This window comes from Sorangium sp. So ce119 (assembly GCF_051524405.1).
Classification (GTDB): Bacteria; Myxococcota_A; Polyangia; order Polyangiales; family Polyangiaceae; genus Sorangium; species Sorangium cellulosum_G.
Map to the genome: position 1 here is coordinate 6382733 of NZ_CP150310.1, position 16299 is coordinate 6399031.

Annotated in this window: 9 protein-coding genes; 3 read left to right on the forward strand and 6 right to left on the reverse strand. The window is 69.7% G+C overall.

The window, feature by feature from the left end:
- Window positions 1-71 precede the first annotated feature (71 nt).
- Window positions 72-1553: a PQQ-dependent sugar dehydrogenase gene (locus WME76_RS24060; RefSeq protein WP_437954621.1), complete on the reverse strand. Its 1482-nt coding sequence runs from the start codon at window positions 1551-1553 to the stop codon at window positions 72-74.
- A 231-nt stretch (window positions 1554-1784) separates the two neighbouring features.
- Entirely contained in the window at window positions 1785-2639 is an 855-nt protein-coding gene (locus WME76_RS24065; protein ID WP_437954622.1) for a M55 family metallopeptidase, read from the reverse strand.
- 301 nt (window positions 2640-2940) lie between these two features.
- On the opposite strand from WME76_RS24065, the gene WME76_RS24070 reads away from it, so the two are divergent.
- Window positions 2941-4446: a trypsin-like peptidase domain-containing protein gene (locus WME76_RS24070; RefSeq protein ID WP_437954623.1), complete on the forward strand. Its 1506-nt coding sequence runs from the start codon at window positions 2941-2943 to the stop codon at window positions 4444-4446.
- A gap of 37 nt (window positions 4447-4483) precedes the next feature.
- Here WME76_RS24070 and WME76_RS24075 read toward each other — a convergent pair whose 3' ends face one another.
- Entirely contained in the window at window positions 4484-4654 is a 171-nt protein-coding gene (locus tag WME76_RS24075; protein WP_437954624.1) for a hypothetical protein, read from the reverse strand.
- A gap of 260 nt (window positions 4655-4914) precedes the next feature.
- Here WME76_RS24075 and WME76_RS24080 point away from each other — a divergent pair, with 260 nt between their 5' ends.
- Window positions 4915-5649: a YbhB/YbcL family Raf kinase inhibitor-like protein gene (locus tag WME76_RS24080; RefSeq protein ID WP_437954625.1), complete on the forward strand. Its 735-nt coding sequence runs from the start codon at window positions 4915-4917 to the stop codon at window positions 5647-5649.
- Between the two features lie 9 nt (window positions 5650-5658).
- Here the strand turns inward: WME76_RS24080 and WME76_RS24085 are convergent, their stop codons facing one another.
- Both WME76_RS24085 and WME76_RS24090 read right to left on the reverse strand, forming a co-directional pair.
- Window positions 5659-10554 (reverse strand): AAA family ATPase, encoded by a 4896-nt coding sequence (locus tag WME76_RS24085; RefSeq protein WP_437954626.1) that lies wholly within the window; start codon window positions 10552-10554, stop codon window positions 5659-5661.
- A 488-nt stretch (window positions 10555-11042) separates the two neighbouring features.
- Complete coding sequence (locus tag WME76_RS24090) at window positions 11043-11891, reverse strand: hypothetical protein (protein WP_061614144.1); 849 nt, start codon at window positions 11889-11891, stop codon at window positions 11043-11045.
- A gap of 683 nt (window positions 11892-12574) precedes the next feature.
- On the opposite strand from WME76_RS24090, the gene WME76_RS24095 reads away from it, so the two are divergent.
- Window positions 12575-14281 carry a glycoside hydrolase family 5 protein gene (locus tag WME76_RS24095; protein WP_437954627.1) on the forward strand — a complete coding sequence of 569 codons (1707 nt, stop codon included), beginning with the start codon at window positions 12575-12577 and terminating at the stop codon, window positions 14279-14281.
- A gap of 174 nt (window positions 14282-14455) precedes the next feature.
- Here WME76_RS24095 and WME76_RS24100 read toward each other — a convergent pair whose 3' ends face one another.
- Window positions 14456-16150, reverse strand: a complete 1695-nt coding sequence (locus WME76_RS24100) for a GH3 auxin-responsive promoter family protein (protein WP_437954628.1) — start codon at window positions 16148-16150, stop codon at window positions 14456-14458.
- Window positions 16151-16299: the final 149 nt, after the last annotated feature.

Sequence of the window (16299 nt, forward strand, 5' to 3'; positions counted from 1 at the left end):
GCCCTCCCGAAGAGAGCGGATAAAACCGCCCGGCGCTGGCCGCACGTCCGCGGCCAGCGCCGGGCAGCCGTTCACATCTCAGGGACGATCTTCACCAGGCTGTCGCGGTTCGCGACGAAGTAGAGCTCGCCGTCGTTGTCCTCGACGATCGCGGTGAGGTCCTCGAACGTCGGCAGGCCGCCCTGGCGCGCGAACGCGGGAGCGTTCGGCGTGTTCGGATCGCGGTTCTTGAGGATCTGCGTGATCGGCGACGTCTGCGTGTCGCACTGCATGATCGCGCCCATGCGCTCTCCGGTGTAGTCGCCGAACAGGTACACGCCCCGGAGCTGGGGCAGCGCGGCGCCCCGGTACACGTAGCCGCCGATCACCGACACGTAATCGCGGAACGGCCCTGTCGCGGAGCGGCGCCTGTCGATGTCGACGATCGGCTTCGTGTCCGTCGTGCCCTCGCGCAGGGTGCGCCCGTTGCAGGTATTCGCATGGTTGCCCTCGAAGGCCGCCCAGCCGAAGTTGAGCCCGCTCACGCCGGCAGGGACGAAGTCGACCTCTTCATAGCTATCCTGGCCGACGTCGCCGATGTAGAGATCCTTGGTCAGCCGATCGAAGCTGAACCGATACGGATTGCGCAGCCCGTAATGCCACACCCGCGCGGCGCCGCCGTCGAAGGGGTTGCCGGCGGCCGCGTACGGCTCGGGCGCGTTCGGATCGAGCCGCAGGAGCTTCCCGAACAGCGAGTTGATGTCCTGCGATCCTCCGGGCTTGTCGCTGTTGCAGCTCCCGCCTCCGTCGCCCGTGCCGACGTAGAGCATGCCGTCGGGCCCGAACATGACGTGGCCGCCGTTGTGGTTGACCGCCGAGGCGTCGAGCCGCAGGATCGTCTTCGTGGGCGTCTCGCTCGCCACGTAAGGATTGCCCGCCGAGCGCTGGTACTCGAGCACCACATCGCGGTTCATGTTGGAGCCGGTGGTCGGCGTCATGGCGATGTAGAACTTCCCGCTCGTCGCGTAGTCGGGCGGGAACGCGATGCTGAGGAGTCCGCGCTCGTCGTCGAAGGCGCCCGTGCTGAGCTGGATCTGGCTGCTCACGTCGAGGAAGTTGTCCTCGCGCAGCGCGCCGCCCGTGAACACGCGGATCTTGCCCGTCTGCTGCACGAGGTACCAGTCGCTCGACCCCTTCGGCTGGGCAGCGTAGACCAGCCTGTCGACGCCGGTGACCACCGGCGCGAGCGCGAGCTTCCCGACGTCGGGCGCCGCGGTCGCGTTGCACACCGGCGGCTCGTCGCCTCCGCCGCCTCCCGTGCCGGCCGGCGGCGCGCCGCCGCTCCCGGTCGTGCCCGCCTCCGTTCCAGTCCCTGTGCTCGTGCCACTCGTCCCGCCCGCCGGTGAACCTCCACCGCCCGAGGAGCTGCTGCTCCCCGGCTGCACACCCGTACCGGAGCTCGCCGAGCCCTGCGAGGAATCGCCGCTGCTGGAGGAGGAGCCATCGTCGCCACAGGCGCCGTTCACGAGCGCGAGAGCCAGCCAGAAAGCCAGGGTCGTTCGTTGCTTCATCATGGGGCCCATCCTAGCCGAAAACGGGCCGACTTCCGTCTCGGTCTGCAGTCCTCAGATCACATGGACGTCCCGTGCATGCGGCAAAAGACAGTGATGCGGTGCACAAGTACGCGCATCGCTCACGGGGTCTCATCAACGTCGCAAGGGTGGCAGAGATACATTCCCGCAAGTCTCGATTTCGATCATGCCGTGGCGTCCGCGTCAGCGCCGCGCCTCCTGGGCGCCGCGCCGTCAGACCACCACGGTGCCGGCGATCTTCGTGATCGCGAGGACGGCGCGGAGCACCTCGCGCGCGCTCGGGGCGACGTAGCGCACGCGGCGCGCGTCCAGGCGGGCGACCCCGGGCACGAGCTCCGCGGCGTCGGCGTACGCGGTCGTGAGCAGCGAGAGCGTCACGCCGATCGGCAGCGGGAGCGTGTACGGCGCGACGCGCGCGAGCCCGCGCAGCGCCTCGCTCGCCGCGGCGCGGATGCGCCGGCACGCCTCGTCGGGGTGGATCGACCGCGCGCTGTAGCGCGTGATCGACGCCTTCACCGCCACGGTCGTCACGCCCTGGAACCGCTCGCGCGCGAGCGCGGTCACGGCCTCGTCCCCCGTGACCAGCGCCACCGGGACCCCCGCCTCCCCCACGACGAGCGCGTTGATGGCGGCCTCGTCGACCCACAGCCCGGGGTCGTCCGCCGCGCTGTTCGCGGGGTGCAGGCGGATCTCGCCGACGACCGCGCCGTGGTAGGTGTGATCGAGCACGCTGGCGCGCAGCCCCGCGCCGCCGTGGTAGCCGACGAAGAACGCGGCGACGGGCTGCCCCGCGTCCAGGCCCTGCACCATCGACAGCGGCTTCAACGCGCCCGAGATCACCTCGACGCGGGGGTCCAGCTCCTCGAAGAGGAGGTTGCGCATGTCCGCGTGGCTGTCGTTGATGACGACCCGCGTGGCCCCCGCCTCGAAAGCGCCGAGCGCGGCGGCGTTCGCCTCGCGGCTCATCCACCGCCGGGCGCGCTCGTAGTCGCCTCCGCCCCGGCGCGTCTGGTCGACATGCACCACCCCCGCGCACCCCTCCAGGTCGATCGAGATCAGCACGAGCATCGGCGTCCCTCCTCGCGCCGCCGCGGCGGCCGCGCGACGGGCCTAGCGCCGCGCGCTCGCGCAGGCCACGCCGCGCTGCGGTCGAGGCCGCTCGAGGGCGTCGGCGGACTTCATCCGATGCACGGTGTGCATGAGGCCCATGTCGCATGATCATTGGAGCGATACGCGCGGCCCCATAGACTCCCCGACTGACCTGCTCGGATGCGCCGTACGCGCCCTGTGCAGGTCAGCATTCTTCGGGTGTCGAATTCGTGCGCGAGACGGGCCCGAGCGTCCTTGCATTGCCTACCAGGAGTTTGCCATGAAGACATTCCGTTTGTTCGTTCACGCTGGCTTGATCTTCGCGGGGGCCGGCGCGGCGTGCTCCGTGCCCGTCGAGGACGAGACCACCGGCCAGATCCGCTCCGAGGTCATCTACGGTGACGACGACAGGGAAGAGCCGTTCACGTACTCGGATCCGACGTGGGCCCAGCGCGCGCGGGACTTCACCGTGGCCCTGGTCCCCGCCTCGGCCGTCGACGACTCGGACCCGAACGACATCCAGATCGCCGGGCCCACGTGGATCGAGCGCGACGGCGTGTGCCCCGACGAGCGCTTCGCCACGCAGCCGGCGCTCGCCGACTGCAGCGGCACGCTGATCGACGAGGACCTGGTGCTGACGGCCGGGCATTGCATCAACAACTGCGGCGACAGCCGCTTCGTCTTCGATTACGCGATGACCCCGGCCGGCGAGCTCGGCCAGATCACCAGCGACGACGTCTATCGCTGCGTGGATTTCATCACCTGGTACCGGGACCCGAGCGGCGCCGACTACACGGTCGTGCGCCTCGACCGGCCCGTCGTCGGGCGGACGCCCGCCGCGGTGCGCGTGTCGAGCGCGCCGCTGGCCGTCGGCACCCCGCTCGTGGTGCACGGCTTCCCCCGCGGGCTGCCGCTCAAGCTGGCCGACGGCGCCGCGGTCCGCAGCAACGACGGGGATCTCGAGTTCTTCGTCAGCAACCTGGACACGTTCGTGGGCAACTCCGGCTCCGGCGTGTTCGATCTCGACACGCACGAGCTCGTGGGCGTCCTGTCCCGCGGCGCGGCGGACTTCGTGATGGACGAGGACGACGGCTGCGCGCGCCCGAACACGTGCGCCAACAACGCCTGCCGCGGCGAGGACGCGACCTATGCCTTCCAGGCGGTCCAGGCCATGTGCGAGAAGACGGTGTCCGACGTGTGCTCCTGCGGCGACGGCGCCTGCGGCCCGCTCGAGAATCCGACCTCGTGCCCGGGCGACTGCTCCTGCGGCGACGGCATCTGCAGCAGCGGCGAGAACACGGCCTCTTGCCCGGCGGACTGCCAGCTCGAGGTGCTGTACGACGAGCACACGCCGCAGCCGAACTGGGTGACGCCGGGCATCCAGGTGCGCAATACCGGCACCGAGAGCGTGTACCTCTGGGGTTCGACCATACGGTACTATTTCACCCAGGAGCCGCCCGGCTCCCTCGCGGCCGAGTGCTGGGGTTGCTCGAGCACGCCGACGATGAGCTTTCATGAGGTGCCCGGCGGAGGGTGCGCGGGCGCGACCCATTACCTCGACGTGGAGCTCCCCTCGATCTCGGTGGATCCGTCGTCCACCACCGACCAGTTCCGCGTCGCGTTCCACGCGTCGAGCTGGCAAGCGTTCAACCAGTCGAACGACCGCTCCTACGGCGGGTTGAGCTGGAACTGGGCGCCGAACCCGAAGATCACGATGTACCGGCTCGGCGTGCGGGTCTTCGGCGACGAGCCGTGCCCGGGCCTCTTCATCCCGCCGGCGGATTGATCCCGGGCCCGCCGGGCGGGCCCTCGCGCCCCGCGGTTCACCACCCGTCGGCCACGCGGATCGCGATCTCGCCGATCGTGCGGCCCACGACCCGCAGCCCGAGGTGCCGCGCGAGCTGCACCTCGAGGTGCCCCACGCCGCCGGCGCCCGCGGTGACAAGCACCGTGGCGCCAGCGAGGGCACCCGGCTTCGAAGGCTGTCTCTGCAAATCTCCTCCGCAGCCGAACATGCTCTCTGGCGTCGTCGATGAGGCCGGTCAGCACCGAGTGAACGTTCACAATACCGAACGCAATACCGAACGACACCCACTGTGCGCTGTTCCGGGAAATATGCCGCGGATTTGCGGATATTTATCGTGAAGCGAGGCGCGCTGTCATCGCTGCCAGAACGCGAACGTGACATAGTCCGCCAATGCAGACCATCACGAACAGGATCATTCGTACCGTTCGAGTCCTCGTCCTGGCAGGCGTGCCATTCGCCACACTGGCTTGCTCCAGCAGCGATCCCGATCCGTCGGGGGACGGCGGGAGCGGCGCGACGAGCAGCGGGAGCACCACCAGCGGCAGCACGACCTCGGCCGGCCCCACGAGCACCTCGACGGCGACGTCGGGCAGCGGCGGCGCGGATGGCTCGACGACGGCGGCGTCGGGGAGCGGCGGCGCGGGCGGCTCGACGGGCGACGGCGGCGGCGGCGGCGACACGTCCTCCGGTGAATTCACGCTCACGAGCCCCAATCACACGGAAGGCGCGGAGTTCGCCGACAAGTACACCTGCGCGGCCGCCGGCTTCAACGGCAGCCTCCTGCCGGAGCTCCACTGGACCGCAGGGCCTCCGGGCACGAAGAGCTACGCCATCACCTTCATCGACGTCACCCTGACGACCAAGACGCCGCCCAACATGAACGGCTATCACTGGGTCATCTACAACATTCCAGCCGACGTCACCTCGCTGCCCGAGGAGTTCAAGAACGCGGCGTCCATCGGCGCCATGCAGAACAGCAACTACCTCGGGCCTTGCCCGAACTTCGGCGGCGGGAACGCCAACACCGACACCTACGAGTTCACGATCTACGCGCTCGGCGAGGAGTCGGTGACGATCACGGGTTCCGGCACGGCCGCGGTGAAGGACGCGGAGACCAAGCTCGAGGCGAGCAATCTCGCGAAGGCGAAGCTCACCGGCACGTCCGACGCCTCCCCGCCCTGATGAGCGGGGTCAGCGCGGCGCGCGCCGCGCGGCGGTGAGGCTCCGCATGCAGAACTTGAGGGCTTCGCGCAGCGTGGCGTGCGTGCCCAGGGCGCGCATGTCGATGTCCAGAGAGGTCATCGTCCGCGCGACAGCGGGGCGGATCCCGGTCACGATCGCCCGGACGCCGAGGAGCTGGACGGCGCGCACGATGCGGACGAGGTGATCGGCGACGGCCTCGTCGATGGCCTCGACGCCGGTTGTGTCGAGGATGGCGAAGCGCGCGTCGCCGCGCGAGACCGCCAGCAGCAGGCTATGCATCAGCTCGTCGGCGCGCTCCTTGTCGAGCGCGCCGACGAGCGGCACGGCGAGCACGCCGTCCCAGACCTGGAGGATGGGGGCGGAGAGGGCGTGGATGACCTCGCGCTGCTGCTCGATGAGGGCGCGCTGCTCCAGCATCCTCTCCTCCTGCTCGCGCTCCCGCGCCGCATAGAGCTCCCCGAGCTGGGCGTGCGCCTCGCTGAGCTCGGCGGTGCGGGCCTCCACCTTGTCCTCGAGCTGGGCGAAGAGGCGGGCGTTCTCCAGCGACACGGCGATCTGGGTCGACAGGAGGCCGAGGAGCTCGACGCGGTCGCGCGTGAAGGCAGCGCTGGCCACCGCGTTCTCCAGGTAGAGGATCCCGAGCACGCGCCCCTGATGAAAGATGGGCGAGGCGAGGATCGACCTCGGCTGAGCGGCCCTGACATACGGGTCGGAGGCGAAGGACGGATGGCTCGGGGCATCGTCGATGACGACGCTCTCCGCGGTCCGCGCGACATAATGAACCACGTTGGCCGCCAGGTCGGGGCGGGAGTCCAGCGGAACCGAGGCGATCCGCTCGATCCGGTCGTCCGCGACGTCGCCGGCGGCCTCGATGGTGAGTCGGCCCTCGTCCTTCAGGATCAGGAAGCCGCGGCGCGCGCCGGCGTTCTCGAGCATGATGCGCATCAGCGCCTCGAGCAGCCGGGGCAGGACGATCTCCCCGGAGAGGGCCTGAGATGCCTTGAGCGCGCTGCGCAGGTCGAGGTCCTCCCGGACGACGACCGGCGGGCTCGCCAGGGCGGGCAGCTCGCGCCTCACGAGGAGATCGGGATGATCGCGCTCGAGGCGGGCCATGGCGCTCGAGGCGCCCCAGCGCGCGTACTGCGCGTGCGCCTCGACCATGTAGGCGCGCGCGAGCGTCGTCCTCCCGAGCTGGAGGTAGGCGCGCGCGCAGAGCTCGTTGCCCAGCGCGCCGTCGTGGAGATAGCCGCCGTCCGCGGCCGCGCGGATGCCCTCGTCGTAGAGCTCCAAAGCCCCTCGCCTGTCGCCGCCCACGCGCGCGAGCTCGGCCGAGAGCAGGAGGTGGCGGTGCCTCATGTTGTCGGGGGCGTGGCTCGCCCAGAAGGCGACCTTCTCGCCCATCGCGCGGGCCTTCTCGAGGTACTTCTCCCGCGTCTCCGGCTCCGCGCCCTCGGCCGCCAGGATCAGGGCGACGGCCCCGTAGAAGTGGAACGGCGGGTTGCCCTGCCAGCCGGCGATCCCGATGATCGTGGGGTTCGCCTCGAACGCGAGCGCCGCCGCCCCCGCGTGATCGCCCTGGAACAGGCGCAGGACGAGCCGGTAGAAGAGGGCGAAGAAGAGGGAAGCCTGGTTGTTGATCGCCGCCGCGGCCGCGACGATCTCGTCGATCTGGATCCACGCGCCGGCGAGGTCCGACGGGCCGGGATCCGGGCTCATGAGGTTCTCGCAGAGCTGGCCGATGGCGCTGACCATCCAGGTGATGAAATTCCACCTGTCGAACTTCCGCAGGGGGAGCAGCGACCTCGACTCGGCCTTGATCTCGGCGAGGGGCAGGCCGAGGAGCAGGGTGCTCGTGTTCGCGTTCACCATGCAGTAGAACGCCCAGATGTACTGCCCTGTCTCCAGGCCCGCGTGGATGCCGGAGCGCAGGATCTCGCGCCCCCTCGCGTAGCTCGTCCGCCAGTGCATGACGAACCCGCCCCACATGCAGGCGAGGATCGGGTCGTTCCGCTTGTCCGGGTAGCGCCGGAGCAGCTCGACCGCGGCCTCGCCGAAGGCGTAGCCGAGCGGGATACGGCCGCTGACGCACAGGATCTGGCCGAAGACGACATAGGAGAAGACCGAGCTCTGCGAGACGCCGTAGTGCACGGTGTCCCGCAGGATCTTCATCACGCAGAACCCGAAGTTGTTGCTGGCGAGGAAGTAGCAGGACGAGATCATCTCCTCGAGCACGCTGTGCAGGGCGGCGATCTCGGGGTCCTGGAGCCGCGGCACACCGACGAGCGACTCCATCGAGCGGCCGTCGAGGAACTTCAGCGTCGCCTCCACGTCGCCGGCGACCGCCTCGTCCGACGGGAAGGGCGGGAGATCGATCCCGAAGAGCCGCAGGGCCACGAGCCCCTCGGTCAGGGCGGCGTACAGATCGCCCTTGAGGACATGCACCTTCACCTTGGCCCCGTAGGCGCGCGTCCTGTCGAGCCGGCTCCCCGCGTGCGCCACGGCCCCGTCCAGCGTGACGAGGGCCTCGTCGGGGCGGCCGGCGAGCACCTGCATGAGCCCCACCTTCGTGGTGAGCGCGAACGTGAGCTCGTACTCCGTGCCCCACGGATCGTCGGGGAGGCGCGCGATCCCCTCGGCCAGGTACTTGAGCGCGGCGTCGAAGGCCGAGCTCTCCTCGGCCCGCTCGGCCGCGGCGAGGTTCATCCGCGCGAGGTCGAGGCGCGCCGCGCGGCCGCCGATCAGATCGCCCGCGCGGTTCAGGTGGTTCACGACGTCGAACAGCCCGCGCGCGTCGGCCCCGAGCGCCTCCCGCAGGAGCATCCCGATGCGGTGGTGGAGCCCCGGCCGCTCCTCGACAGGGATCATCGAGTAGGCGGCCTCCTGGATCTTGTCGTGGACGAAGCGGTGGGTCGCCCCGTCGCTCGTGATGAGCTCCTCCTTGAGCGCCGGCTCGACGCGCGCGTAGAGCTCGTCGACGGAGCACCCGCTGATCGTGGAGAGCGTCCCCAGATCGAAGCGGTTCCCGAGGGCCGCCGCGAGCCGCAGCGCCTCCTGCGTGGGCGCGGGCAGGCGGCGGATGTTGCTCGCCATGAGATCGACGACGTTGTCGGTGTACTCGAGGGCGCTCATCGCCGCGAGGTCCCACGACCAGCGGCCGGCCTGGTCGAACGACAGCGCGCCGCTGTCGTGGATCGACTTGAGGAAGCGCTTGATGAAGAACGGGTTCCCGCCGGTCTTCCTCAGCACGAGCGCCGCGAGCTGCCCGACGTCCGGGCGCCCGAGGCTGTCGCCGAGGAGCGCCGTCACGTGCGGGAGCTCGAGCGGGGTGAGCACGATGGGCTCACTCTCGACGCCGGCCTTCCGGAGGTCCTCCACGGCGCGGATGAACGGGTGCGCGGCGCTCACCTCGTTGTCGCGGTACGCGCCGCAGAAGAAGAACGCCCCGAGCCCGTCGCCCTCGAGCAGCGCGTTGACGAGGCTCAGGCTCGCGGCGTCGATCCACTGGAGATCGTCGAGGAAGAGGACGACGGGGCGCCCCTGCCCGGTGAAGACGGAGACGAACTTCTGGAAGGTGAGGTTCAGCCGGTTCTGCGCCTCGACGGGGCCGAGCGACGGCACGGGCGGCTGCGCGCCGACGAGGTACGTGAGCGCGGGGAGGACCTCGCAGATGACCTGCGCGTTGCTCCCGAGCCCCTGGATCATCGCCGCTCGCCAGCGCGCCATGCGCTCCTCGCTCTCGGACAGGATCTGCCGCAGCAGCGCGTCGAACGCCTGGAGCACCGGGCCGAGCGGCCGATCGCGGTTGAACTGGTCGTACTTGCCGCTGATGTAATAGCCCTTCTCGCGCGCGAGCGGCTTCAGGATCTCCCGGACGAGCGACGACTTGCCGATGCCCGAGTAGCCCGAGACGAGGACGACCTTGCGCGCGCCGCCCAGGACCTCGAAGAAGGCCGCCGTGAGGCGCGCGATGCTCTCCTCGCGGCCGTAGAGCCGCTGGTGGATCTGGAGCAGGTACGCGGCGTCGCGCTGGCCGAGCTCGAAGCGCTCGAGGCGGCGGCCCTGCGCGAAGCGCCGCCGGCACTCGTGGAGATCGGCGAGCAGGCCGCTCGCGGACTGATAGCGATCCTCCGCGTCCTTGGAGAGCAGCTTCATCACCACGTCGCCGAGCGGGGCGGGGACATCGGCGCTCCGGGCCGTGGGGTGATCGGGGATGAGCGCGATGTGAGCGTGGATGAGCTCGAGCGGATCGCTCGCCTCGAAGGGCAGGCTCCCGGTGAGCATCCGGTAGAACAGCGCGCCGAGCGAGTACAGATCCGAGCGGTGGTCGACGCTCCGGTTCATCCGGCCGGTCTGCTCGGGCGAGAGGTAGGGGAGCACGTCGGCCATGAAGGCCTCGCCGTAGAGCGACGCGCCCTCGTGGCTGACCGCGGCGTCGACCCCGTAGTTCAGGATCCGGACCTCGTCGTCGTCGCCGACGACGAAGCTCTTCGGCCGGACGGCGCCGTGCACGACGTCGTGCCCGTGCAGCACCCGCACCGCCTCGGTCATGGAGATGGCGAGATCGAGACACCGATCGACGTCGAGCTGGCCCTGCGCCGCAAGGAAGCTCCCGAGCTCCTCTCCGTCGGCGTCCGCGAGGACCACGACGAGCTCACCGTCGTGCTCCTCGACGCCGTGGACCTTGACGACGCGCTCGGACTCGATGCGCGCGATGTGCTTGTACTCGTGCTTGACGCGGGCGCGGTCCACGATCCGCGACGCGCCGGCGCCGAGCACCTTGAGCACCACGGGCGCGCCGTCGGACGCGCGGATGGCGCGGTAGCGGGCGGAGTCGTCGGTCGGATCGAAGTGAATGACGGAGTGGTAGCTGGGTAGGGTGAGCATTGACGATCGGGAGGAAGCGCCGCGCTGGACCGCTGGCGCATGAGCGTGTGAGCGCCCCCTTCGACCCTGGAGGCCGACGGCGGAGCAGGACAACGGCCTTGCGAAGAGGAGAGGGAACCGCGGCAACAGCGCAGGAGGCACGAAGAAGGAGAGTGTCTCCGCGTGTCCTGGAGCCTGCCTTCCCTCCCAGAGCGTCCAGGACGCCCCAAAAATTACCACGGCGTGATCCGGCCGAGCAAGGGGGAAAGCGGGCCTCGCCGAGCGGGGAACACCCGTCCTATCTTATCGATTTTATTGAGCATTCCAGCAGATCTACCCAGACCACCAGACGCTCGCTCGTGCGGCCTGGGTAGATCCGTGACGCCATGTGAGGAGACCGCTCGTGACCCGCGAGGCATGCCCGATGTGCGCTCATCTGCGCAGCATGTACGCTCGCTCCGCCCGCTCGTCGGATCATGCCCTCGTGTGCCAGCGCTCCCTGTCGCGGCTCAATCGACAGGAAACTGTTCCTCTGCCCAGGCCCTCCAGTCCGGCGGAGCTCGCGTGGCCTCGAGATAGAGGCGAAGCTGGTGGGCGTCGTCGAAGGCCGACATCCCCCACAGGCGAAACGCATCGACGTAGCCCATGTCGTCATCGAACGAGTCCGCGAAGTCGGCGAGATCCAGGCCGAGCTGCCATGGGGCCTTCACGTCTCCGGCGCAGAGAAACCGCGCGAGCGAGCTGAGCCCGCGGCCGGGCTCGATCGGTCCTGCGTCGCCGCTCTCGAGCGCTCGCGCGCAGGCGCGCCATGTCTCCGGCACGATCGGCGGCTTCCATCCGCCGGCGCTCCGGAGCCCGGCGATCCGACGCGACCAGAACCAGAGCTCGCGGGTGTCGTACCGGGCCGCGTCCTCGGGCGTCGCGCCGCGCTCCCACGGCCAACGCACGTCCTTCTGCTGGCCGAGCCACGTGGTGAAAGCGACGTCGGACGCGATGAAGCCCTGCTCCACGAGCGCGGCGCGGCGCTGGGCAGTCTCCGTCGGATCATCCTCATCGCTGTCGTCCTCGTCGCCGTCGTCCTCCGATCGCTCGGTGGGATAGAGCACGTCATGAACGGCGTCTGCCCAGCTCATCGGCGCCGGAGGGTGGCGTCGCAGGTAGGCGACGCGGGTCTCGAGGTCGGGCGCGAGCTGCTCGAGAAAGACGCCCCACAGCCCCATCCAGTCTTCACCGGCGCCCATTCGCCACCCCATCGTGTGGCGCTCGTAATCGGGGAAGCGCTCCCAGGGAGGCGCGAGGTCGCCGTGCGGGTCGAGGTGCTCGTGGAGGCGGGCGCGACAGCGCTCTTTCCAGTCCATGACGGCAGCATACCGCCGTGAGTCGCCCGGCGGTGAGGGGGTGACTCTCCTCGACCCGCGCCTGAGCGCTCGGGTTCCGACCGAGCGGCGCCCTGTCATGCACCCCTCCCCCGGAGAACCGACCCGTCCGCCACCCCGCCGTTCCGATCTCCCCTCGCTGAAACGTTTCACCCGAAGTGGACCCAGCACCGATGACGCTGCGCGTCTGACGTGAACGCGATGCGCCGAATGCGATTCGGCGGCTGATGAGGCTCAGCATCGATGACGCTGCGCGTCTGACGTGAACGCGATGCGCCGAATGCAATTCGGCGGCTGGGGAGCTCAAGCGCGATCCGAGGCCAGGCCCCCTGGCGCGGCCGTCCCCTCCTCCAGCGACACGGGCCTCTCGGGCTCGACAGAGAGCATCCTCCGTCGATCCGCTCGCGTGGGAAAGAGACACCCGATCGAGATTTTGGTCCCCGGCCCGTAGGGGCAGTCCCGTCTTGACCCCTGTTTTCTTGACGGGTAGTGTACGAGGCCGGTTGGCAACCCGTCGGTGTTGCTTGATTGCGAATTCGGTTCAGGGTCGAGTTCCGAGCGCGACCAGTTGACGATCTTGGACTGGCTTACGGTCGCACCACGGATGTGGTCGCTCGGGACGTGTACCTTGTACTGAATTTGTGCTTAACGAAAAGAGCGAAGCCATGAGAATCCGAAGAAGCCATATCTTCTTGTTTTCCTTCTCCATTCTCGGTCTGGTGGGCGTCGGCTGCGGCGGCGATAGCTCGAGCGGGGCGACCGGGGAGCCGTCGGGCGGCACCGGCGGTGCGGGCACCGGGGCGGGCACGCCGACCGGCGGCACCGGGGCGGGCACCCCGACGGGCGGCACCGGCGGTGCGGGCACCGGGGCGGGCACGCCGACCGGCGGCACCGGAGCGGGCACCCCGACGGGCGGCACCGGCGTCGGTGGCGGCACGACCAACCCGGATGGGAAGCCCACGCCGGAGACCGATGGCTCGCCGGCCGGCAAGTTCCGGGTCAAGGATGGCCGCCTGACGCAGGACGGCACCGCGATCCAGGTTCGCGGCGGCAACTGGTTCGGGCTCGAGGGGCAGGACGATCTCGAGCGCCCCGGCGCCATGGAGCTCTTCATCGGGTCGATGTGGTGGGCGGAGAACGACGCCCCGCGCACCATCGAGCAAACGATGAAGGAGCTCACGAGCTCTGCGCTCAAGTTCAACACGATCCGGCTCCCCATCGCGCCGCAGACCCTGGTCGCCAACCATCCGGACGGCAACTACAGCACGATGACGCCCCGGATCAGGAACAACGACGAGTCGGTCTACCCGTACGCCAACGCCCGCGAGGCGCTCGAGGACTTCCTCAAGCAGGCTGACGCGAACGGCCTGAACGTCATCATCGGCATCCACTCCTGCTCGAACCACATCGGGTGGCGCGCGGGCCGGCTCGACGATGCCCCGCCCTACGTGGACAGCAGCCGCGAGAACTACGATTACAAGGCGGACGACTACAACTGCACGATGGGCGAGGACGCCTACAACTTCGACAAGTGGATCGCGGACATCAAGGCGATCGCGCGGCTGCCCAAGGAGCTCGGGGTCGACAACGTCATCGGCGTCGATTGCTTCAACGAGCCGTGGAAGTACTCCTGGCCCCAGTGGGCGGACATGGCGAAGGCCTGCTACGACGCCATCGCGTCCGAGAACGACGACATGATCGCGGTGGTGCAGGGCGTGTCCGGCAGCCACCAGATCGCGGGTGGCGCGGGCCTGGACCTGGAGCCGGAGCCCCACGGCGATGAGAACCTCAACCCGAACTGGGGTGAGAACTTCTACGGACAGACGGCCTACCCGATCCAGGTCCCCAAGGATCGGCTCTGCTTCTCGCCCCACACCTACGGGCCGGCAGTGTTCGTTCAGAAGCAGCACGTCGATCAGTCCAAGCCCGAGTGCGTCGGGCTCGAGGACGAGGCGGCCGCCGCGGCCAAGTGCGGTCTGATCGTGGAGCGCAGCAACGCCCAGGCCGTCGCGAGCCTGGAGAAGCAGTGGGACGAGCACTTCGGGTTCCTGCACGAGCAGAAGTTCTGCGTGATCACCGGCGAGTTCGGCGGCGTGAAGGACTGGCCGAAGAACGAGATGGATCCGGCGCTGGCCACGCAGTGGGCGCACTTGCCCGCCGGCAAGCGCTACGACTGGGAGTGGCAGAACATGTACGTGGACTACCTCATCAAGCGGAAGATGACGGACTTCACGTACTGGTCCATCAACCCCGAGTCGGGTGATACGGGTGGCATCTACGAGCACGCGTACACCGATGCCCAGAAGTCGGGCTGGGGCACCTGGACGGGTCTCGACTCGGAGAAGGTCGAGATGCTGGCCCGCCTGAAGTAGACGAATCGCGGATCATGAAGACCGCCCGCAGGCCTCGGCTTGCGGGCGGTTTCTTTTTGTGGCTTCAGCCGGCAGCGGCTGGCGGTCCCGGCGACCAGGGGGCCATCTCGACAGCGACGCCGCCGCGGCGCCGCGCGCCCGGACGGCGGGCCGGGCCGAGACGAGGAAGCCCCGTCAGGGCGCGACAGCAGGCTCCGGCGCGGCCTCGCCGCGCGCCATCAAGAGCTCCGCGAGCGGGCCCTCGGTCACAACGCGCGGCACCTTCACCTGGCCGGGCGAGGCGCCCCGGCGGACCAGGAGCTCGCGCAGCTCACGGAACGTCCCCGGCTGCACGACGTGGAGCGAGAGCGGCCCGAGGCGCCCCCGGAGCGTGGCGTAGTACGGGTTGGCCGCGCGGAGCGCGTCGTCGATCCGCCCGGCGAGCCGCTCGATGGACACAGGCCGGCTGCCCTCGGTGAGCTCCACGAACACGACGTAGCGCTTGGGCGCCGACTCGGCATCTTCCATCGTCGAGAAGTCCACGAGCCCGAGGGCCTCCTTCGACAGCGCCTCGTCCAGGGCGCGATGGATCGCGTGCTCGGACGTCTTCTCCCCGGCGATGTTGAGCAGGCACCCGCGCCGGTGGATGAACTCCACCACCGGCACGCGACGGTGGTGGCGCGCGACCTCGATCACGTCGCCCATGCGGTAGCGGTACAGCCCGCCGTGGGTCGTGACGACGATCTCGTACCGTTCCCCCTCGGTGAGCTCGTCGATGCGCCGGACCGAGGGGCGCTCCGCGTCGAGGTCGTCGGCTGGGATGAACTCGTAGAAGGCGGAGCTCGGCTGGAGGGCGTAGACAGGGGCGCCCAGACCGAGGTTGAAGCCGAGCATCGCCTCCGAGGACACGTAAAAAGGTGAGTAGATGGGGACATCGCCGACGTAGCGCGCGAGCTTCTCGGCGTAGATCCGGAAGCTGCCGCTCGTGCCGCCCGAGACGTGGGTGAGGCCCGGCCAGAGCCGCCGGGCGATGCCGGCGAGACCCCGCGCGAGCTCCTTCGCCACGGCGCTCGCCCGCCCGGGATCGGCCCGCAGCCTGGCGCGGATCGGCTGCGCGAGCTCGGGCGGCACGGCGACGTCGGGGCGCAGCGCTCCGCGGCCGAGGTCCTCGACCAGCGCGGGCCAGCGCGCCTCGAGGACCTGGAAGAAATCGAGGAGGCCGGAGGCGAACGGCGCGACGATCGATCCGAGCGCGGGTTGCGCCAGCGCGAACAGGAGGTGCAGGTAGAGCGCGTCGGCCTGGGTCGGGACGTGGTAGGCCTCGGGCGGGGAAGCCCACGCTCCGGGTCGCCGCTCGAGCGCGGCGCGCATCATGTAGCAGGAGGTCGAGCCGGTCGGAAAGCCGCCCTCGGTCTTGCCGGTCAGCAGCGCGCTCATCAACGCCGCCGCGGGCCTGTCCTCGCGTGACGCGGAGATCGCCTTGAACAGGATGCCGCGACTCGTGAGGAGGGTTTGCCCGAGCCCGCGCTGCGTGAGCGTGGTGATCGGGATCAGCTTCTGGGTGCCCGTCGTGCCCGAGGTCAGCGCGAACGCGGCGACAGGATCCGCGGTGAGCACGCCCCGCGCCCCGCGGGCCATGCGCTCGATATCGGCGCGGAGGTCGTCGTAGGTGGCGATCGGCACCGCCCGCTGGAAATCCCCCACGGTCCGGATCGCGCTGAAATGGTGCCGTCGCCCGAACTCGGTGCCCTTGTGCCGCTTCACGATGTCCAGGAGCAGGCGCTCGTTCACCGCGCCCGCCCGGTGGGCCTGCGCCTCGAAGCGCAGCCTGGCGAGCCGGCTGACGCCGACGAAGGCCGAGTGGAGCAGCGTGGGCAGGATCGAGCGCATACGGGATCTCCTGAGCAGCGTTGACGACGCGGCGGCGAGAGAGGCCCACTGTGCCCGATCGAGCGGAGGAAACCAAGGCACACGGCGGCGCCCGGCCGGCGGCCACTGCCGGCCAGCCGACATGCCTCCGGTCGCGCGCCCGCGGGCTT

Bases quoted from the DNA above. Each gene is read 5' to 3' on its own strand.
- WME76_RS24070 (WP_437954623.1), top strand. From the start codon at position 2,941: ATGAAGACATTCCGTTTGTTCGTTCACGCTGGCTTGATCTTCGCGGGG.
- WME76_RS24100 (WP_437954628.1), bottom strand. From the start codon at position 16,150: ATGCGCTCGATCCTGCCCACGCTGCTCCACTCGGCCTTCGTCGGCGTC.
- WME76_RS24095 (WP_437954627.1), top strand. From the start codon at position 12,575: ATGAGAATCCGAAGAAGCCATATCTTCTTGTTTTCCTTCTCCATTCTC.
- WME76_RS24060 (WP_437954621.1), bottom strand. From the start codon at position 1,553: ATGATGAAGCAACGAACGACCCTGGCTTTCTGGCTGGCTCTCGCGCTC.
- WME76_RS24065 (WP_437954622.1), bottom strand. From the start codon at position 2,639: ATGCTCGTGCTGATCTCGATCGACCTGGAGGGGTGCGCGGGGGTGGTG.
- WME76_RS24090 (WP_061614144.1), bottom strand. From the start codon at position 11,891: ATGGACTGGAAAGAGCGCTGTCGCGCCCGCCTCCACGAGCACCTCGAC.
- WME76_RS24085 (WP_437954626.1), bottom strand. From the start codon at position 10,554: ATGCTCACCCTACCCAGCTACCACTCCGTCATTCACTTCGATCCGACC.